This window comes from Candidatus Binatus sp., assembly GCF_030646925.1.
Classification (GTDB): domain Bacteria; phylum Desulfobacterota; class Binatia; order Binatales; family Binataceae; genus Binatus.
In genome coordinates, this window is the sequence record NZ_JAUSKL010000038.1 from 52,208 (window position 1) to 72,197 (window position 19,990).

Genomic DNA, 19,990 nt, shown 5'->3' on the forward strand with positions numbered 1-19,990 from the left:
TGAGTTCGCTGGAAAAAAAGCGCGAGTCGCGTTTATCGACCAAAAGAAAACGGCGACGGAGCTTCGATCTCCCCCGCCGCTATCGCTTTGCGAAATTCCAGTACGATCGACGCGTTACGCGACTTCGAACAGTCCCGCGGCTCCCATTCCACCGCCCACGCACATCGTGATCACGACGTACTTGACGCCGCGCCGTTTGCCTTCGATCAGCGCGTGCCCGACCATGCGCGAGCCGCTCATCCCGTACGGATGCCCGATCGAAATCGCGCCGCCATTCACGTTGAGGCGCTCGTCGGGGATGCCGAGCTTATCGCGGCAATAGATCACCTGGCAGGCGAACGCCTCGTTCAATTCCCAGAGCCCGATGTCGTCCATCTTGAGGCCGTTGCGCTCGAGCAATTTCGGCACCGCGAACACCGGCCCGATTCCCATCTCGTCGGGCTCGCATCCCGCGACCGCCATCCCGCGATAAATCCCCAGCGGATGCAGCCCACGCTTTTCCGCCTGTTTGGATTCCATCAGGACGCAGGCGGACGCGGCGTCGGAAAGCTGGCTCGCGTTGCCCGCGGTGATGAATCCGCCGGGGCCCTTGACCGGCGGCAATTGCAGCAGCCCTTCGAGCGTGGTGCCCGGACGATTGCATTCGTCGCGCTCGAGCGTGACCTCCTGATGCGTCGTCGTGCCGGTCTTCTTGTCGTCGAAGCGCTTGGTCACCTTGGTCACGACGATCTCGGCATCGAAGAGGCCGGCCTGCTGCGCCTTGAAGGTGCGCTGCTGGCTCTGGAACGAATACTGGTCCTGCGCTTCACGCGAAATGTTGTAGCGCTTCGATACTATTTCGGCAGTATCGATCATTGCCATGTACACTGCGGGCGCGCGCTTCAGAACGATGGGATCGGCCTGCCTGAACGCGTTCATGTGCGCATTCTGCACCAGGCTGATCGATTCGACGCCGCCCGCGACCACGGTTTGCATCCCGTCCACGATGATCTGCTTCGCCGCCATCGAGATGCTCATCAGGCCCGACGAGCACTGGCGATCGACGCTCTGGCCCGCGATGCTGGTCGGCAACTCGGCGGCGATTGCGGCCTGGCGTGCGACGTTGAAGCCCTGCGTTCCCTGCTGCAGCGCGGCGCCCATGATCACATCGTCGATCTCGCCGGGTTCGACTTTCGCGCGCTTGATCGCTTCCTTGATAATCGGCGCGGCCATCGACGGCGATTCGATATCGTTGAATGCGCCGCGATACGCCTTGCCGATCGGCGTGCGGGCGGTTGAAACGATTACGGCTTCTCTCATGAAGGACTCCCTGATTTCCCGCGCGCCGCGACAATACCGCTCGCCGCGCACTGGCTGATGCGAACAGCTAATCTCATCTGCATCAGCTTGTCAGTACATTGATCTCACCGCTTACTTCGAGACGTGCAGCGGCGGCTTTTTTGCGGCCCACGGACGCGCCTGTTCGAGTTGCGATGCGATCCGAAGCAAGCTCGCCTCATCGCCGAAGCGTCCTGCGAACTGCACGCCGATCGGCAAGCCGGCGGCGCTCCAGTAAAGCGGCAGCGAGATCGCGGGCTGTCCGGTCGAGTTGAACAGCGGCGTGAACGGGCAATACGCAAAAACGTGGCGAGTCCATTCCATCGCGGTCATCGCCTCGCGATTTTGATTGATCTCGCCATGCGCCGCCGGCGGCCGCGCGATCGTCGGCGTCACATGCAAATCGTACTTCTGAAAGAAAGCGCCGGTCAGCCGCGACAGCGTATTGCCATGCCCCATCGAGCTGATTAGTTCGGTCGCGGTGCGAGCCTTGCCGTCCTCGTAGCACGCGAGCGTCACCGCTTCGAGGTTGTCCTGGCTCGGTTTGCGGCCGAGATCTGCTGCCGCCGCATCGATCGACGACGCGGTGAACGCCGTCCAGATCACGTGCACGTTGCGCAGAAAGGTCTCCCAATCGTAAACCGGGCGATCCTCGACCAGCGTATGCCCGAGGTCCTCGAGCAACTTCACCGTCTCGTGCACCGCGTTTACGCATTCGGGATCGATCTTTTCTCCAGAAGCGGGCGTTGTCGTCCACGCGATCCTGAGCTTGCCGGGCGCCGCGCCGACTTCCTGCATATACGGCCGCGCCGGCGGCGCCAGCAAACCGGGCGCACCGACGTCGGCGCCGGCCACCGCGTCGAGCATCGCAGCCGAGTCGCGCACGCTGCGGCTGACGATAAATTCGATCGCGAGTCCGCACAGCGGATCGGCGTAGTCGGGGCCGGTGGGTACGCGATCGCGCGTCGGCTTGAGACCGACCAGCCCATTGCACGACGCCGGGATTCGAATCGATCCGCCGCCGTCGTTCGCATGTGCAATCGGAACGATTCCCGCCGCCACCGCCGCGCCCGATCCGCCGCTCGATCCGCCGGCGCTGCGGCCTTGCATCCACGGATTGTGCACCGGTCCGAAGAGCGTCGTCTCGGTGGTTGGGTTGTAGCCGAATTCGGGCGTCTGTGTGGTGCCGACCAGCACGATACCGGCGCGGCGGAAGCGCGCCATCAGTTCGGTGTCTTCCTTCGGCACGAATCCTTGCGTCAGCTTCGATCCCATGTCGCAGCGCACGTTTTTCGCGTGGACAATAAGCTCCTTGATCACGAACGGCACGCCGGTGAACGGTCCTTTAGGCAAGCCCGCCGCGATCTCCGCGTCGGCGAGCGCCGGCAAAGTTTGCAGCACGGCGTTCAGTTTCGGATTGACCTTCGCAATTCCCGCGAGCGCGGCTTCCTTGAGTTCCTTGGGCGTTACTTCCTTGCGCTCGACCAGCGCCGCAAGCCCGAGTCCGTCGAGGGAACTATAGTCGTTGAGCGAAATCATTTTTTTCGTGGTCCTCCGGCAATCGTGAATTATCGTGCAACCAAATCGCGTAGCGATATAATGCCGCGTACCACACTTTTCATCGAGTTTGCGAGTTACGCGTCGAACGGCGTAAACGCCCGCATCCGATCGGTCTGCGACCGGTGGTGACCTGACAGTCCCGACGCTTTCTCGGCGTTAGAAAGTAATCAGCGGCTTGATTACTCCGTCGAGCTTTTGATCCATCACTTTGAATGCCTCGTCGAGCCGATCGAACGGGAACGTATGCGTCGTCATCGCGGTCGGATCGACGCGCTTATTTTGAAGCAGGAGCAGCATCCGCTCCATCCTGAGGCGTCCGCCGGGACAAAGGCCCGTTCGGATCGATTTTTCCGCCATCCCGACGCCCCAATCGAGCCGCGGGATACCGACCAGATCGCCCTTGCCGTGATAGCCGACATTTGAAACCGTGCCGCCCGGCTTGGTGACCTTCATCGCGTTTTGAAACGAGACCTCGGAGCCGAGCGCTTCGATCGCGCAATCGACGCCGCGGCCGCCGGTGAGTTCTATGATACGCGCGACGGGATCTTCCTTGCTGAAATCGACGATCACGTCGGCGCCGTAGGACTTCGCCAGTTCGCAGCGCTTTGGAATGGAATCGACGCCGATGATCAGTCCCGCGCCGCGGAGTTTCGCGCCTGCGATCGCCATCAGGCCCACTGAGCCCAGTGCGAATACGGCTACCGCGCCGCCGATCGGGATGTCGCCATTCTCGGCAGCCATTGAACCCGTCGTCATCATGTCGCAGCAATAAACGGCGGCATCGTCGGATACGCCGCTCGGGATCAGCGCCATGTTCGCATCGGCCTCATTGACGTGGAAATATTCGGCGAACACGCCGTCCTTCAGATTGGCGAATTTCCAACCGCCGAGCGGCGCGCTCGATTGCGACGGATGCCCGGCTTGCGATGCGAGTTCGCCCCAATCGGGCGTGATCGCGCCGACCACCACGCGATCGCCGCGCTTGAACAGCTTCACCTCGGAGCCGACTTCATGCACGACGCCGACGGCTTCGTGGCCGAGCGTGAGATTCTCGCGCGGACCAATCGCGCCGTGCACGGTGTGCGAATCCGAAGTGCAGATCAGCGCCTTGGCGGTTTTGACGATCGCGTCGTTGGGGCCGGCCTTGGGAATCGGCTTGTCCATGAAGCCGACGTTGTGCAGCGATTTCATGACGAAGGTTTTCATGCCGGCGCCTCCAAGCCTCGACGAAATGGACTAGCGAGATGCGTGCTGTTCGGGGCTTGCTTCCGCGAGCAGCGCCGCAGCGGCTTTCTCGACCCGCGTACCTTTGAAAAAGTTCGGATTGGCTTCGCCCCAGAATCGAACCGGATTGGCGAACACGAAATCGCGGAAGTCATCGTCGGTGATGAGATTGTCTTCGACCAGTTCGTAGGCCTCGGGTACCACGTCGTTCATGTTCTGGACGTCGAAGTGTCCGATATCGGAGCCGAAGAGAACGTTGAGCTTGGCGTTGTACGGATTCGCTTTTCGATTGAAGGCGTACGAGTTCAGCGGATCGTCGGCTTCGCACCCGAAGTAGAAATTGCGGGTGAACAGTTCGCGGATATCTTCAGCGCGTTCGATTTTGCACGCGGCGTAATCGTCGAGTTCGCGAAGCCCGCCGGTCGCGACGCTCTGTTCGGCTTGCAGGCTCGCTTCGATTCCATCGATCTTGTTTTCGAGCCATCGGCCGCCGTACTGGCGCATTAGTTTTGCCAGCAGCGGACGATTCAGGTTGGCCGGGTTCACTTCCTCGAGCGCTTCGCGGTTGCGCTTCTTCCAGTGGCCAATCAGATCGCTGTAGAGCCCGCAGGCCCATCCGACGCCGCCTTCGAGGAATCCCATTTTGAGAGTCGGGAAACGGCGCGTGACGCCGCCCAGAAACATCGCCTTGCAAACGGCCTCGCTGGCTGCGGCGAAATGCCCGATATGATTGAAAACGAAATTGCTCGGAGAGACGCGCAGCCCCGAGCCGCGCGAGCCGGAATGAAAGGTCGGCGAGATGCCGAGTTCGACGCACTTCGCCCACACCGGATCGTAGTTGTATTCGCTGTCGAGGCCGAGCATGTCGAACCAGGTCGCGAAGCGCGCGGCGTCGGGGGTCTTTTCGAGGATCGCGGGAATCGGGCGTCGCACCAGGCTGGCCATCATCACGACCTTCAGTCCCAGCGAGACGACGTGCTCGAGTTCGGCGATCGCTTCGTCGGGCGTATGCATCGGAATCACTGCGGCGGGCGTCAGCCGATCGGCGAAATCCGAAAAATAGTCGGCGACGAAATTGTTGAATGCACGGCAGGTGACGCGCCGCGTCTCATCGTCGGGATGAAACGGCACGCCGAGTCCCGAAGTTGGATAAAGGACGCAGAAATCGATGCCGAATTCGTCGAGGCGCTGATAGAGCAGATTCGGCATCAGCTCGGTCGCGCGATCGAGGGTGTTTTTGGTCGGGATCGGCCAGAATGCCTCCTGCGCGCGGCGTTTGCGCTTACGATCCTCGCTGGTCTCGTCGAGCGCTTTCGCGACGCGGCCGTTGAATGAGCGAAAGCCGTCGACGGCGCGCTGCCCGCCGTGCTTTTGCAATTGCTCGAGGATGATGGGACCGAATTCGAGCCAGTGACCGTCGGCATCGATGACGGGATGCTTGAGACTTGCGCGAATCTTCTGCGCGTGGGAACCGTTCTCGCTGGACATCGGATTGCCTCCGGGATTTTTTGCTGGCGATACCGACCGAGCTTAGTATCGAAACGCCGCTGCGGCCAAGTGGTGGAGGAATTTAGAATCCATATTTGCTTGAACGGCACTACAGTCGCTGCGCGGCTTGCCATCCGAGTTCGGCCATCAGGCGCGCCCGCGCGCCGCGCTCGGCAGCGTCGGGACCGCTCGCATTGCCCATCTTCGCGCGCATCGCGATTCCCTGCGCGATCGCTGCGCCGCGGAAAAATGAAAACGCGTCGAAGAACGTCATGTCGCTCACGTCGTCGCGTCCGACGCGTTCGCAATACTTCGCGATGAAATCCTCTTCGGTGGGGATGCCGAGCGCTTTCAAATCGAGTCCCTGGAAGCTCAGCACGCCGTCGATCCCAGGCGGGCAATGATACGGCCGGCAGCACCACGCGATATCGCCCAGCGGATGCCCCAGCGTGGACAATTCCCAATCGAGCACCGCGACGATTTTCGGCTCGGTCGGATGAAATATAATGTTCTCGATGCGATAGTCGCCGTGCGCGATCGTGGTCTCGTCGCGCGCCGGGATGTGATCGCGCACCCACGCGATGAGCTTGTCCATCTCGGGGATTTCTTCGAACTTCGACGCTTCGTACTGCTTCGTCCAGCGCGCGACCTGGCGCGCGACGTACGCCTGCGGGCGTCCGAAATCGCCGAGGCCGACCGCCGCGTAATCGACTTTGTGCAGGCGCGCGAGCACGTCGTTCAACGAGTCGTAGCACGCCGCGCGCTCGTCGAGACTCGAATCGGGCATCAGCGGATCGCGCATGATGCGTCCATCGACGCATTCCATGACGAAAAACGCGGTGCCGATCACCGCCGGATCCTCGCATAGCAGATGGACGCGCGGCACCGGAACGTCGGTGTTCGCGAGCGCGTTGATGATGCGGTATTCGCGCTCGACCTGATGCGCCGATTGCAGCAGCGTGCCGGGCGGCTTTTTGCGCATCACGTAGCGCTCGCGTGGCGTTTGCAGCATGAAGGTCGGATTCGATTGGCCGCCGACGAATTGCCGCACCGTCAGAGGTCCGCTGAAATCCGGCATGCGTTCGCTGAGATAGCGCTCGAGCGACGATTCGTCGAAGCGATGGTTCTCTCTGACCGGTGAGACTTCCTGCTCGATCGCCATTTTCCGAACTCCAGTGAAGCGCGCGAATCTGAAAACGATGGCTAGTTTACCGCCGCCGGCGCGCGATTGAACAGAACAATCGCGGGGTCCCGCGCCGCAAAAAAGAAACGCCGCAATCTCGATTGAGACTGCGGCGTCGTTGATCGAAGGGCTTTTATCATACAGCCGTGATGCGAGTCACGACTTTAGTGATGCACGCAACAGCGACGATCACGCGGTGTGTGCGTTTACCGATTGAGCAAGTTTATCGACTTGCACGACCAACTGGCGCCCTTGCCGCGTGAGAAATCGTTCGCGCTCGAGTTGCGCGAGATGCTCGGTGACGCGCGGCCGCGAAGCGCCGACCAGATTCGCAATGTCCTTGTGGCTGAACGACACCCGCAGCAGCGTGCCGCGCGATTCCTCGATACCGAAATCCGAGCACAGCTCGAGCAGCGCGACCCCGATCCGATCGTGAAGGCCGAGACTCAGAAAACTCGAGCTGCGCAACAGCAGCCGGTACCATTGCCTGAGATTGTTCTGCTGAAAAACCTTGGAGGGCGACTCACCCGCATTTTCGGCGATGCCGTCGAAGGTGTTCCAGTTCAAACTGCCGACCCTGCAATCGTTGTAGGCTTCGCATTGAAAATCGAAGTGGCTGATCGGCAGCGTGGGGAACTGGGGAATCGGCCCCGGCGCAATCAACGCGACGGTGACCCGTTCGCGCCGCGCGTTCAGGCACGTGATGCGCGCGATGCCGCTCACCAGGATATGAGCCGCTGACGACATCTCCCGCTCGAGCAGGATTATGTCGCGTCGCTTGAAGTTGCGTAGCGCTAATGCGCTTGCCAAGAGTGTAAGTTCGGTGCGCGAAAGCCAGGAAAGAGTTTTGAGGCGGGTCAGCTTTTCGAGGTCCGTCTGACGCGAACTCTTGGTTTCATTCAAGTTTGCACCTTCATCAGGATGCAACAAGTGGTAGTCCTCCGGCGGCCGGAAGGGAAACGAATTTGTTACCTGGAGTACACCGATCGCGTCCTGCCTTTTACGCCACCACAATTAGTTATCAAAATGCAATCTGATAGTCAACTCGATACCGGCGGGCGGCGTCTGCTGAGCGGTTTGCCGGCGGCAATCAACACGCGGACTGAGGATTTCAGCAATGGGCGGTCCCTGGCGCGCGGAGGCGGGCGTTCAGTCGGCCTGCGGAGGCTGCGGTCCGGGGACCATCCCCTCCAAATCGGGATCCTGGCCCTGCGGAGGCGCGGGGTCGTTCTGCTTTTGTGCGGCACGCCTCTGCCGGCGGGCTTCCTTGTCCTGCTGCTTCTGTTTGCGAGACTGCTCTTTGCGGCGTTTGTTATCCACCTGATAATCCTTCCCGGTGAGCCGTCGCCGGCGACCGTCGATATCCGATTTGGGTCAGCGCAGGTGTGCCGCGGAAAACTGCGAGGGCTGGGTTGCCGATGCGGGGCGGCGAAGTCGAGCACTGCGCATGGCAGAGTCTATGCTCTTCATTGAGGCGATGATACTGCGATCGAATGTAGGCCAACTCGTTTCCACAGAATTGCTTCGAGAATGGTTTTTTTGTCACTTTTGCGGTTTAATCGACCGCACTTGCGCTGATACGTTATTGGAGGCAGCGTGTTCGACAAAGTAGAGACTCGCAGATGAAGAATTCGAAGTCTAACAAGACCAAATCCGTCAGCCTGCCCAAGGCTCCAACCGGCATTCAAGGTCTGGACGAGATTACTTTTGGGGGATTTCCGAAGGGACGTTCCAGCCTGATCTGCGGCAGCGCCGGATGCGGAAAGACGTTGCTGGGCTTGGAGTTTTTGGTAAATGGCGCCCGGCAATTTAACGAGCCGGGGGTGTTCTTAGCATTCGAGGAGAGTCCGCAAGAGCTGATTGCGAACGTTTCCTCGTTGAAATTTGACCTCGACAGACTGGCCGAGGACGGTTTGGTAACGCTCGATCATGTTCGGATCGAGCGCGCCGAAATCGAGGAGAGCGGTGAGTACGATCTCGAGGGCCTGTTCATCCGTTTGGAACATGCAATCGATAAAATCGGAGCAAAGCGGGTGGTGCTCGACACGCTCGAGGGATTGTTCGCGGGCTTCTCGAATGAGGGTATAATCCGGGCGGAATTGCGCCGCCTTTTTCAATTCCTCAAAGACAAGGGCGTGACCTCGGTCATAACCGCCGAGCGCGGCGATGTGACGCTGACGCGGCAGGGACTCGAGGAGTACGTCGCTGATTGCGTGATCCTGCTCGACAATCGAATCAACGATCAGGTCTCGACGCGGCGGCTCAGGATTATAAAGTATCGAGGCTCAAGCCACGGTGCGAATGAGTATCCATTCCTGATCGACGAGGGCGGTTTTTCAGTGCTGCCAATTACGTCGCTGGGCTTGCAGCATCAGGTTTCCAATGAAGCCGTGCCGACCGGGGTGCCCGACCTCGATGCGATGCTGGGAGTAGGCGGCTACTATCGCGGCAGCAGCATCCTCGTTTCCGGTACCGCGGGCACCGGGAAATCGACGCTAGCGTCGTCGCTGGTGATCTCCGCCAATCAACGCGGTGAGCGTGCACTGTATTTTTCGTTCGAAGAGTCGCCGGGCCAGATTGTTCGCAACATGCGTTCGGTCGGAATCGATTTGCAGCCGGGAATCAACAAGGGCCTGTTAAAGATCAATGCTAATCGGCCGGCCTTCTTCGGGCTCGAGATGCACCTGGTGTCGATTCATAAGTTGATTAACGAGTTCAAGCCAGCGGTAGTGGTGATCGACCCGATCACGAGTTTGGTCTCGGCCTCGAACTACGATGACGTGCGTGCGATGCTGACGCGCCTGATCGACTTTCTCAAATTCGAAAAGATCACCGGCTTATTCACCAGCCTTTCCAACGTCGATGCCAACTTCGAAAAAACCGATATCGAGGTGTCTTCATTGATGGACACCTGGTTGCTGCTAAGCGATATCGAATTGAACGGAGAGCGTAATCGCGGCCTGTATGTTCTCAAATCGCGCGGCATGGCGCATTCGAATCAGATTCGCGAGTTCATACTAAGCAGAAACGGGATCAAATTGATCGACGTTTACGTGGGTACCGGCGGCGTCTTAACCGGTTCGTCGCGGCTTGCGCAAGAAGCCCGCGATCAGGAAGATGTTGTTGCACGCCGGCAGGAAGTTGAAATGAGGTCTGCGTCGCTTGAGCGCAAGCGCAAGTCACTCGAGGCGCAGATTGGTGTATTGCGCGCGGAATTTCAGGCCGAGGCAGCTGAAATAGGGCGTCTGGTTTCGCAGCAGGAACAGCGCGACCAGCGGCTGGCCGAGGAGCGTTCCCAGATGGCGAGCAGCCGGAAAAACAACTCGCGACTCGGCACTGGCAGAGGTTGAGCGGAAGGCCAAAAAAACGGGCAGTCCGCAAACCCGTTCTCCAAAGGGAATTAGGAGAAGAGACGCAAAGAAGATCATGTGGAATCTGCGGCTCTATATCGCGGGCCAAATCGCTAAGTCGATTACAGCACTCGCTAATCTAAGACGAATGCACGATCAGGAATTGGACGGCCGCTACCGGGTCGAAGTGATCGGCTTGATGAAGCATCCCGAACTCCCCGCAACGACCAAATCGTCGCGATTCCAATCCTCGTTCGCAAGAGTACCGGAACCGATGAAACGCATCACGGTAGATCTCTCCAGTACCGAAAAGTTCTGCTCAGTCTGGAGATAACGAAGACCATGGGGATTTGACCGATGGCGAAACCCAGGCTGAAGAAAGCGGCTCCTCGGCGCGACGATTACGTACTCCGACTTTACACCAGCGGTTCGACGCCTCGTTCCGCGCGCGCGATCGCCAATCTCCACAAGATCTGTGAAGACCGCCTGAAGGGGCATTACCAGCTCGACATCATCGATCTTTATCAACAACCCGAACTGGCGCAGAGCGACGATGTGATCGCGGTCCCGACTCTGGTCAAGGAATTGCCGCCCCCAAAACGAAAAGTCGTCGGCGACCTTTCCGATGAGGCACGAGTTTTGATCGGCCTGGCTTTGACCGTGCACGCTGCGAGCTGATGAATACGATCAAAACCAAATCTCCCCGAAAATCCTCGAGGGCCACCGCGGCCAAGAAGACCGCCGCGCGGATCAAACCTCGTGACCGTTCCAGTTCGCGCGCTAACAAGGCCGTCCCGAATATCCGCGTCGCCGATCTTGAAGAACTGCGGATCAGGTTAGAAGAGGCAGAGGCCACTTTGGCCGCGATTCGCGGCGGCGAAGTCGATGCCCTGGTAGTGCACGGTCCGGAAGGCGAACAGGTCTTCACGCTGAAGGGCGCCGGTCAGCCCTACCGGGTGATGATCGAGAGGATGAATGAGGGCGCGGTCACCGTCAGTTCGGAAGGTACGTTGCTGTACGCGAACCGCCGCTTCGCGCAACTGGTTGGAATGAAGCTCGATAAAGTGATCGGGCATTCGCTCTTTGATCTGATCATCGCCAAGGATGCGGCTATCCTGCAAGCCCTGTTGCGCGAAGCTCGCAAGAGCCAGAGCAAGTGTGAACTCACGCTCAATGCGCCGTCGCAGGCGATGGTGCAATTGTCGGGCACCGCTCTGCAAATCGATGGCGTGCCCGCCATCTGCATCGTGGTTACCGACCTGACCGAGCGGCGCCGGAGCGAGGAAATTGCCGCCTCGGAAAATCTCGCGCGCTCGATCCTCGATCAGACCGCCGAGGCGATCGTGGTTTGCGATCCCAATGGAACCATCATCCGCGCGAACAACGCGGCGGCGATGCTCGCGCAACAAAATCCGCTGCTCCGGCTCTTTCCGGAAGTCTTTCAGCTTTTCCGCGCCGCGCACGGTTCGGCTCGGGAAGATCAGGAGCCATTGTCGGTGCTCGAGCCAGCCCTGAAGGGCGAGACGCTGCGGGGAATCGATGCGGAGTTCCGGCGCGCGCAAGGCGAACCGATCCAGTTGTCGCTCAGCGCTGGTCCGCTCTCGAATCCCGAGGGAAAAGTATTAGGGTGCGTGATCGCGCTGGCAGACGTCAGCGAACGGGTGCGCGCTTCCCAGGCGGCGGTCGCGCTGCGCGATGAATTCGTCTCGATCGCATCGCATGAATTGCGCACTCCGCTGAGCGCGTTGACGCTGCAAATCGGCAATCTGCAGCGCCTCGCCTCGGACGATCCTGACGGACCGATCGCGACCAAATTGCAGAAGGCCGCGAATCAGACTCGGCGGCTCGCACGCCTGATCGACCAGTTGATGGATATCTCGCGGATCAGTTCCGGGCACATGGCGCTCGAAATCGATCACTGCGATATCGCGAACGTGGTGCGCGAAAGCGCGGAGCGATTCGCCGAGGAAGCGTCGCGGGTCGGCAGCGAGCTTAGGATCAAGCTGGGTTCGGGAGTGGTCGGGAAATGGGACAGCTTTAGAATCGAGCAGGTGGTGACGAACCTGTTGTCCAACGCGATCAGGTACGGCGGCGGAAAGCCAATCGAGGTCGAGCTCGAAGCTGACGAGGAGCACGCGCGTCTGTATGTGCGCGACAATGGAATCGGTATCCCGGCCGAGGACACGCAGCGAATCTTTCAGCGCTTCGAGCGTTCGTCAGCGTCTGGACGGCACACGGGCCTCGGCCTCGGACTTTACATCTCTGACCAGATCGTGAAGGCGCACGGCGGACGCATGATGGTCGAGAGCCGCACCGGCGAGGGCTCGACCTTCATCGTTGAGCTGCGCCGCGCTCCGTCTGCGTCGAGTGACGAGGCCAATAGCGTCGGCACTTGATCCGCGCGCGAATCAGCCGAGAAGATTTGTCCGCGAGAGATCGCGCATCGTCGAAGCGTCCGGGCTGAAACGATCGTATCGCAACCCTAGATCATGCCGCCGGCCCAAATCACACGTCCGACAATCTTGATGTTGGTAGCCGATACGACCATCGGTTGGTACGCGGGATTGTCGCTGCGCACCAGCAACTTCCCGTCGGGCCGGCGCTGAATTCGCTTCACGGATATTCCGCCGTTCTGCCGAAAGAGATAGATGCCGTCCTGCCGAAAGCGCGGTTCGGCCAGGTCGGCGAGAATCAAATCCGAGTCCTTGAATATCGGCGTCATCGAATCGCCGACCACTTCGATCAAAATTAGATCGCGCGAATCGGTGCCGAGGCGGCGTTTCACCCATTCGGCGCGGAACGCGATGAAGTCAACGACCTGGTCGCTGCGGATGACGCCATCCTTGCCGCGCGAGAATCGGACCAGGTTGCGCGGCATGAAGATGTAATCGCCGCGTTCGACCGAGTGGGTGATTGCGCTGGCGGTTTGCTCTGGCTCATGGCCGGTCGCCAGCCATTCCACCGAGACGCGGCTGGCGCGCGCGAGCGCGACCAGATTGGCGACGCTCGGCTGTCCGCGGCCCGACAGCCATTTGTAGATTGCGTTGTCGGAAACGCCGATCGCCTTGGCGCATGCGACCACGGAACCGAACGAAGCGAGCACTTGGGTGAGTCTCGCACGGAATTCACTCTCAACCACTGATGTTGACACTATTCTCCCCTTGTGGAATATAGTCTAGTAAGGCTCCATGCTGCTACAGGAAGCAAACCATTCACAGCTAAAGCCCATGCCCCCGCCCTCGATCGAGCGATTGCTCCGCGCGCGCCTCGATGCCCGCCCTGCACCGCCGCCCCTCCTCAATAGCATTCATCCGGCATCCGTCCATCACCTCGCGTATATGATTTGCACCTTGTTGGCGGCGGTGGATGCTAAAAGCAAACATCGCCGGTATCCCACCCTTCGGCAGTATTCCACGTCCGATCTTTGGCGCGCATCCTGCGCGCGATTCCGGGGAGGTTTTCATGGAAGCGGCGACAGCAATCGATCGATCGAGGGTTTCGAATCGGAGCGCGACGTGCCTGTGGTGTCATCAAGTGGCGGCGCATGCCGAGATAGTGCGCAATCGCGGACTGTGCGAGCGATGCGCCAATGACAACAGCGAGATCGGCTGGCGCGTGGTTTACGATCGCGACCGGCAGATCGGCGCGATCCCGCGTAACCTGCGGGTTGCGTACGGCTTATGAGCGCCGGCGAATCGCGGATGGCAATCGTGAGCCGCGCGCAGTTGAGGGTGGCGGACGAGCCGGACGCTAGTTCGCGCCGCTCGCTGTTTCGGCAGGTGGGACAATCGATCGGCGCGGCGGCGGCCGACAAGCTGATCGCCGATTTCGGCGGGCGCAGGCTGTATATCCCGATGACGCCGGCGGTGGGCGACGTGGTGACGGGGTCGATTGGCCTCGATGCCGCGACGGCGATAGCGCGCGTGTTCGGCGGCGACCGGCTGCTGATTCCGTCGAGCAGTCATCAGACGAGGCGGCGCGAGCATATCGTGGCGATGCGGGCCGAGCGGATCAGTATCTCGCGGATTGCGCGCGCGCTCAGATGCACCGAGCGTTACGTGTACAAAGTGCTCGCGTCGGTGCGGAGCGGCGGCGGCGCGCCGGGGGTGCAGGGCGGTACGTAAGGAGGCAGGAAGCGGAGGAAGAGATCCGAAACCCCTCACGGGTTTCGGGCTTCCTGGGGTGAAAAGGATGCGGGCTTCGCCCTTTTAGTAGTGGAGAGAGGAGCGGCCGAATACCTCGCCCGCTGGGTTGCGGGAGAGAGGTCGCCGAAGCGCGCTAGCGACGCGAAGCCGACTTCGGGCCGAAGGGCCGAATCGCCCCAGGATAAAGTAGCGGGTGAGGGTGCAGTCGGCGTGCGTAACGATGTCAGAAAACAGATCCGGGATTCCTCGCGCGGCAACTTACCTACATCGATTCGGCCCTCCGGCCCGACTCGGCTCCGCGCGCGCGGGAATGACAGAAGGGGAAGCGAAGTGCGCGGGAATGACAGAGCGACCGGCGGGCTGAGGGGCTCTTATCGCGTCATCCTGAGCTGAGGCTGACGGAGTCGAAGGAACCCGGAGAAGATGCGGGCTTCGCCCTGTTAGTAAAAGGGAGAAAGGGAATTGAGGCGTTCGGAGATGCGATGAGGCCGGGGCAGAAAGACGCGGGCTACGCCCGGTTAGTAAATGGAAAAGTGGAGAGAGGGAGACTAGCATCCGGTGGTTAGCATCGGCGGGCGACTAAAGAATCGAGAGGAAGACGAAAGCGATGGGGCGAGTGACCGAACAGGAACAGCAGGAAATAATCCGCTATCTGGAAGCTGACAAGCCGTTGCCGGACAAGTTCAGGTTTCTGCTGTTCGACGACAAGCGGGAAGTGGAACTGGTGTGGAACGGGAAGAGCAGCGAGGTCACCAATGTAGTGCTGCCGTTTCAGGTGATCGAGCAGGTGGACGAGCCGCGGGCGGAAAAGCCGGAGCATCGCGCGGTGCAATCGGATTTGTTTGCGACTGACAGTCGGGGGCGGCAACTCAAGGGCTGGACGAACAAGCTGATCTGGGGCGACAACAAGCTGATTCTTTCCTCGCTGAAGAATGGGCCGCTCAGGGAAGAGATCGAGAAGCAGGGCGGACTCAAGCTGATTTATATCGATCCGCCGTTCGATGTGGGTGCGGACTTCAGCATGGATATCGAGATAGGTGGGGACACCTTCACCAAGAAGCCGAACATTTTGGAAGAGATCGCTTATCGCGACACGTGGGGGAAGGGTGCGGACAGCTTTATCGCGATGATCTATGAGCGGCTGATCCTGATGCGCGACTTACTGGCCGAGGACGGGAGCATCTATGTGCATTGCGATTGGCGAGTTAATGCATACATCCATCTGGCAATGGATGAGGTCTTCGGGCGAGAGAGGCTGATTAACGAAGTTGTCTGGAAAAGAAGCTACGGCCATGGCGACGCCCGAAGAGCGATGGGAGCCGCACAAGACACCATCTTTCTCTACAGTCGATCCGAGCGGTTTGCCATAAACCCTTTCTATCACGAACACTCGGATAAATACTTGACATCTTTTTTCAAACATGAGGACGAGCGTGGCCGCTACAAACTGGAAAACCTCACATCACCCAATCCACGCCCGAATTTGACATATCCATACAAGGGCTATCCGTCCCCACAAAAAGGTTGGCGGGTGAATTCAGAGAAAATGGAGCAACTTGATAGAGAGAATAGGCTCTATTTTCCGAAGAAAGAAGACGGCAGAATCATGAAGAAGGTGTATCTCCACGAGTTATAAGGTCAGCCGATGACCGATTTGTGGACTGACATTACACCACTCTCTGCCCAACACGCCGAACGCGCAGGCTACCCCACCCAAAAACCAGAAGCGCTACTGGAACGCATCGTCCGAGCCTCGTCCAACGAGGGCGACTTAGTAGCAGACTTCTTCTGCGGGTCGGGCACTACGGCGGCGGTGGCGGAAAAGCTGGGGCGCAAGTGGATCGTCAGCGACCTGGGCAAGTTCGCGATTCACACCACGCGCAAGCGGCTGATCGGAGTGCAGCGGGAGTTGAAGGCTGAAGGCAAGGACTATCGTGCCTTTGAAGTCCTCAACTTAGGCAAGTATGAGCGGCAACACTACATCGGCGTGAATCCCAACCTGCGCGAAGCGGAACAGCAAAAGCAATTGGAGCAGAAGGAGGCCGCCTTCGTCGATCTGATCCTGCGGGCTTATCGCGCTGAGAGGACCGACGGGTTCGTGACCTTTCAGGGCAAGAAAAGTGGACGATTGGTGGCGGTGGGTCCGGTGAATCTGCCGGTGACACGCTTATACGTCGAAGAGGTGATTCTGGAATGCCGGCAGAAGCATATCACGCGGGTGGACATCCTGGGGTTTGAGTTCGAGATGGGGCTTTTTCCGAACGTGCTGGACGAAGCACGGGCGAAGGGAATCGATATCGCGCCCAAGTATATCCCGGCCGAGGTCTTCGACAAACGCGCGGTTGAAAAAAACCAGGTGGTGTTTCACGACGTGGCGGCGATCGAGGTAAAGCCGATAGTCAAGAAGAACAGCGTGGCGGTGGAGCTGACGGACTTTTCGGTGTTTTACTCGCAGGATTCGATTGCCAACGCAGAGGCCTCGCTCAAGGACAAAGCCAGCAAGATTGTGGTGGAGGCGGGGCAGATCGTGAAGGTGAGCAAGGACGCGAAGGGAATCGTGAAGCGCGAACGTCTGACGAAGAAATGGACTGACTGGATCGATTACTGGTCGGTGGATTTTGACTTTGAGAGCAAGCGCGAGATCGTGCGGGTGAAGAACGAGGACAGCGGCGCGTGGGAAGAGCGATGGACGGGGGATTACATTTTTGAGAACGAGTGGCAATCGTTCCGCACCAAAAAGGACCGAGGGCTGGAACTGACCAGCGTCTTTCAGGAATGCCCGTCGGGGCGGCGCAAGATCGCGGTGAAGGTGGTGGATATTTTCGGCAACGACACGATGACGATCGTCGAGGTGAGCGTAGGAGGGCGGCGGTAATGGCGCTTCATCCGAAGTTCCCCGCGTCGCCGTATGCGGTGCTCGAGCCAGAGGTGCGCTGGTTTCCGGCGGATGAAGCATTAAGAGAGTCCAGCTCGGAAAAGCTGATGCCGCCGCTGGTGCCGCAACTGCGGAAGCTGGTGAAAGTTTGGCGGGATAATCAGTATGAAGGGGCGACAGATACGAGCAAGAGTCTGCTTAAGTGGTGGTTCATCGAGCCGCATCTGATGCCGCAGTCAGATGGGACGATGGCTGAGTTTCAGTACTACTTTGCGCAGCGCGAGGCGATCGAGACGATCGTTTATCTGTACGACGCGGTGGGGGTGAAGGACAAGTACGACCTGATGCGGTTCGACAGTTCGGGCGCGGTCTCGGCTGGGATGTTCGATGAGACGTGGCGGCGGTTCGTGGTGAAGATGGCGACGGGTACGGGCAAGACCAAGGTGCTGAGCCTGGTGCTGGCGTGGAGCTATTACCACAAGCTGTACGAGCCGGAGTCGCAGTTGGCGCGGAACTTTTTGGTGATCGCGCCCAACATCATCGTGCTGGATCGCATCTACAAGGACTTCAAGGGTCTTGGGATTTTTCTGAGAGACGATCCGGTCGTACCGGACAATGGGTTCGCGGCGCGCAACTGGAGAGATGATTTCCAACTGACCCTGCATGTGCAGGACGAGGTGCACGTCACCCGCCCCACCGGCAACATCTTTTTGACGAACATCCATCGCGTCTATGCGGGGGACGAGACGATCCCGTCGCCGGATGACGAGGATACGACGGATTACTTTCTGGGTAAGAGGCCGAGCGGAGGGACGACGGAGTCGAAGGTGGATCTTGGGATGATCGTGCGCGATATCAGCGAACTGGTGGTGCTGAATGACGAGGCTCATCATATTCACGACCCGCGGATGGCGTGGTTCAAATCAATAGAAGACATCCACAACCGGCTGAAGCAGAAGGGGGCGGCGCTATCGCTACAGGTGGACGTGACCGCAACGCCGCGGAGCAACGACGGGGCGATTTTCGTGCAGACGGTGGCTGACTATCCGCTGGTGGAAGCGATATCGCAAAACGTGGTCAAGCATCCGGTCCTGCCCGATGCGGCCAGCCGCGCCAAGCTGGTGGAGCGCACGAGCGCCAAGTTCACCGAGAAATATGCGGACTATATCGACTTGGGCGTGATCGAGTGGCGGGCGGCATCCGCCGAGCATGAGAAGATGGGTAAAAAGGCCATCTTGTTCGTGATGACCGACGACACGCGCAACTGCGACGACGTGGCCGAGTATCTGGAAGGCACCTATCCCGATCTGAAAGGTGCGGTGCTGGTGATTCACACCAAGAACAACGGCGAGATATCCGAATCGGCGTCGGGCAAGAGCAAAGAGGAATTGGAGAAGCTGCGCCGCCAGGCGAACGAGATAGACGGACAGGATAGCGAGTACAAGGCGATCGTGTCGGTGATGGTGCTGAAGGAAGGTTGGGACGTGCGCAATGTGACTACGATCGTGGGGCTGCGGGCATACTCGGCCAAGAGCAACATCCTGCCGGAACAGACGCTGGGACGCGGCCTGCGCAAGATGTATCCCGGGCGCGTGGAAGAATATGTCAGCGTGGTCGGCACCAACGCGTTTATGGAGTTTGTCGAATCGATCCAGAGAGAAGGCGTGGTGCTCGAGCATAAGCCGATGGGAGAAGGGACGCAGCCGAAGGCGCCGATTGTAATTGAGATCGACAAAGAGAACGAGAAGAAAGATATCGACGCACTGGAGATCGAGATACCGGTGCTAAGCGGGCGCATCTACCGGGAGTACAAGAACCTGAGCGAGCTGGACGCAGGCGCGCTCGCGCATGAGAGGGTTCAGTACCGGCAATTCAGCGAGGAAGAGCAGCGGGAGATCGTGTTCAAGGACATCACGACCGGCGAGGTGACGCACACGACCATGCTCGATGGCGTAGGGGTCGCGGACTACCACAGCGTGATCGGCTACTTCGCACAAACAATCTTAAAGGACTTGCGGCTGGTGAGCGGCTACGACGTGCTGTACGGGAAGGTCAAAGCATTTGTTCAGACCGAGCTGTTCGATCGGCAGGTGGAACTAGAAGACGCGAATACGCTGCGCAACCTGTCGGAACTGGCGGCCACCAAGACATTGCTCGAGACGTTCAAGCGGGCGATCAACGCATTGACGGTGCGGGACAAAGGCGAGGCGGAGATTCGCGACACGATCAAGCTGCGGCATACGCGGCCATTCGTGGTGAAGGAGCAGGAGTACATCGTCGCGAAGAAGAGCGTCTTCAATCGCATCGTAGGGGACAGCCGGTTCGAGTTGATCTTCGCGCGCTTTCTGGAAGATTGCGACGACGTGGTTTCCTACGCGAAGAACTACCTGGCGGTGGGTTTCAAGCTGGACTACGTGAATGCGGACGGGAGCATCGCGAACTACTATCCGGATTTTATCGTCAAGGTGTCGGACACGCGAACTTATGTCGTCGAAACCAAAGGGCAGGAAGAGTTGGACGTGCCGCGCAAGATGGAGCGGCTGCGGCAATGGTGCGAGGACCTGAATCGGGCGCAATCGGAGGTCAAGTACGACTTTGTGTACGTGGACCTGGATAGTTTCGAGCGATACAGGCCAGCGTCGTTCGAGCAACTGGTCGAAGGGTTCAGAGAGTACAAGGAGGTGAAGTGAGCGGGGGAAGAAAAGAGAAGAGAGAAAAAGAAGAACTGAAACCCACACTGGGTTTCAGACTTCCTGTGGCACTGAAGATGCGCGCTACGCGCTTATAGAAGGAAAGAGGGTTGGAGAACAGAGGTCTTAGTGGGGAGGGAAGATGCGGGCTTCGCCCT

Annotated in this window: 15 protein-coding genes and 1 pseudogene; 8 read left to right on the plus strand and 8 right to left on the minus strand. The window is 59.4% G+C overall.

Annotated features, from left to right (window positions below; genetic code table 11):
• Positions 1-114: 114 nt before the first annotated feature.
• From Q7S58_RS06450 to Q7S58_RS06480, 7 genes are all read right to left on the minus strand, one after another.
• A complete protein-coding gene (locus Q7S58_RS06450) occupies positions 115-1,299 on the minus strand; it encodes an acetyl-CoA C-acyltransferase (RefSeq protein ID WP_304822264.1) in 1,185 nt (394 codons plus the stop codon).
• Positions 1,300-1,410: 111 nt separating this feature from the next.
• On the minus strand, positions 1,411-2,856 hold the full coding sequence (locus tag Q7S58_RS06455) for an amidase (RefSeq protein WP_304822267.1): 1,446 nt from the start codon (positions 2,854-2,856) through the stop codon (positions 1,411-1,413).
• Positions 2,857-3,033: 177 nt separating this feature from the next.
• Positions 3,034-4,083, minus strand: a complete 1,050-nt coding sequence (locus Q7S58_RS06460; protein WP_304822270.1) for an NAD(P)-dependent alcohol dehydrogenase — start codon at positions 4,081-4,083, stop codon at positions 3,034-3,036.
• A 30-nt stretch (positions 4,084-4,113) separates the two neighbouring features.
• A complete protein-coding gene (locus Q7S58_RS06465) occupies positions 4,114-5,589 on the minus strand; it encodes an amidohydrolase family protein (RefSeq protein ID WP_304822274.1) in 1,476 nt (491 codons plus the stop codon).
• Between the two features lie 109 nt (positions 5,590-5,698).
• Positions 5,699-6,751, minus strand: coding sequence for a phosphotransferase (locus tag Q7S58_RS06470; RefSeq protein WP_304822277.1), 1,053 nt, complete (start codon positions 6,749-6,751; stop codon positions 5,699-5,701).
• A gap of 210 nt (positions 6,752-6,961) precedes the next feature.
• Positions 6,962-7,582 (minus strand): Crp/Fnr family transcriptional regulator, encoded by a 621-nt coding sequence (locus Q7S58_RS06475; protein ID WP_304822280.1) that lies wholly within the window; start codon positions 7,580-7,582, stop codon positions 6,962-6,964.
• Positions 7,583-7,921: 339 nt separating this feature from the next.
• Complete coding sequence (locus tag Q7S58_RS06480; RefSeq protein WP_304822283.1) at positions 7,922-8,092, minus strand: hypothetical protein; 171 nt, start codon at positions 8,090-8,092, stop codon at positions 7,922-7,924.
• A 302-nt stretch (positions 8,093-8,394) separates the two neighbouring features.
• Here Q7S58_RS06480 and kaiC point away from each other — a divergent pair, with 302 nt between their 5' ends.
• The 4 genes from kaiC (at position 8,395) to Q7S58_RS06495 (ending at position 12,518) form a co-directional block, all read left to right on the plus strand.
• Complete coding sequence (kaiC, locus tag Q7S58_RS06485) at positions 8,395-10,122, plus strand: circadian clock protein KaiC (RefSeq protein ID WP_304822286.1); 1,728 nt, start codon at positions 8,395-8,397, stop codon at positions 10,120-10,122.
• Positions 10,123-10,270: 148 nt separating this feature from the next.
• Positions 10,271-10,456 carry a hypothetical protein gene (locus Q7S58_RS22080; protein ID WP_370655463.1) on the plus strand — a complete coding sequence of 62 codons (186 nt, stop codon included), beginning with the start codon at positions 10,271-10,273 and terminating at the stop codon, positions 10,454-10,456.
• Between the two features lie 23 nt (positions 10,457-10,479).
• Complete coding sequence (locus Q7S58_RS06490) at positions 10,480-10,800, plus strand: circadian clock KaiB family protein (protein WP_304822289.1); 321 nt, start codon at positions 10,480-10,482, stop codon at positions 10,798-10,800.
• A 179-nt stretch (positions 10,801-10,979) separates the two neighbouring features.
• Positions 10,980-12,518, plus strand: coding sequence for a PAS domain-containing sensor histidine kinase (locus tag Q7S58_RS06495; protein WP_304822292.1), 1,539 nt, complete (start codon positions 10,980-10,982; stop codon positions 12,516-12,518).
• Positions 12,519-12,604: 86 nt separating this feature from the next.
• Here the strand turns inward: Q7S58_RS06495 and Q7S58_RS06500 are convergent, their stop codons facing one another.
• On the minus strand, positions 12,605-13,225 hold the full coding sequence (locus tag Q7S58_RS06500; protein WP_304822295.1) for a S24 family peptidase: 621 nt from the start codon (positions 13,223-13,225) through the stop codon (positions 12,605-12,607).
• Positions 13,226-13,584: 359 nt separating this feature from the next.
• Here Q7S58_RS06500 and Q7S58_RS06505 point away from each other — a divergent pair, with 359 nt between their 5' ends.
• The 4 genes and pseudogenes from Q7S58_RS06505 (at position 13,585) to Q7S58_RS06520 (ending at position 19,832) form a co-directional block, all read left to right on the plus strand.
• Entirely contained in the window at positions 13,585-13,806 is a 222-nt protein-coding gene (locus Q7S58_RS06505; protein ID WP_304822299.1) for a hypothetical protein, read from the plus strand.
• 17 nt (positions 13,807-13,823) lie between these two features.
• Positions 13,824-14,246 (plus strand): helix-turn-helix domain-containing protein, encoded by a 423-nt coding sequence (locus Q7S58_RS06510; protein WP_304822302.1) that lies wholly within the window; start codon positions 13,824-13,826, stop codon positions 14,244-14,246.
• Between the two features lie 628 nt (positions 14,247-14,874).
• Positions 14,875-17,142, plus strand: a pseudogene (locus Q7S58_RS06515) (site-specific DNA-methyltransferase).
• Positions 17,142-19,832, plus strand: coding sequence for a DEAD/DEAH box helicase (locus Q7S58_RS06520; RefSeq protein WP_304822305.1), 2,691 nt, complete (start codon positions 17,142-17,144; stop codon positions 19,830-19,832). The pseudogene Q7S58_RS06515 and the gene Q7S58_RS06520 overlap by 1 nt, the downstream one beginning before the upstream one ends.
• Positions 19,833-19,990: the final 158 nt, after the last annotated feature.

Coding starts and splice junctions, on each gene's coding strand:
- Q7S58_RS06510 (WP_304822302.1), top strand. CDS start 13,824: ATGGCAATCGTGAGCCGCGCGCAGTTGAGGGTGGCGGACGAGCCGGAC.
- Q7S58_RS06450 (WP_304822264.1), bottom strand. CDS start 1,299: ATGAGAGAAGCCGTAATCGTTTCAACCGCCCGCACGCCGATCGGCAAG.
- Q7S58_RS06455 (WP_304822267.1), bottom strand. CDS start 2,856: ATGATTTCGCTCAACGACTATAGTTCCCTCGACGGACTCGGGCTTGCG.
- kaiC (WP_304822286.1), top strand. CDS start 8,395: ATGAAGAATTCGAAGTCTAACAAGACCAAATCCGTCAGCCTGCCCAAG.
- Q7S58_RS06490 (WP_304822289.1), top strand. CDS start 10,480: ATGGCGAAACCCAGGCTGAAGAAAGCGGCTCCTCGGCGCGACGATTAC.
- Q7S58_RS22080 (WP_370655463.1), top strand. CDS start 10,271: ATGCACGATCAGGAATTGGACGGCCGCTACCGGGTCGAAGTGATCGGC.
- Q7S58_RS06520 (WP_304822305.1), top strand. CDS start 17,142: ATGGCGCTTCATCCGAAGTTCCCCGCGTCGCCGTATGCGGTGCTCGAG.
- Q7S58_RS06505 (WP_304822299.1), top strand. CDS start 13,585: ATGGAAGCGGCGACAGCAATCGATCGATCGAGGGTTTCGAATCGGAGC.
- Q7S58_RS06460 (WP_304822270.1), bottom strand. CDS start 4,083: ATGAAAACCTTCGTCATGAAATCGCTGCACAACGTCGGCTTCATGGAC.
- Q7S58_RS06470 (WP_304822277.1), bottom strand. CDS start 6,751: ATGGCGATCGAGCAGGAAGTCTCACCGGTCAGAGAGAACCATCGCTTC.
- Q7S58_RS06465 (WP_304822274.1), bottom strand. CDS start 5,589: ATGTCCAGCGAGAACGGTTCCCACGCGCAGAAGATTCGCGCAAGTCTC.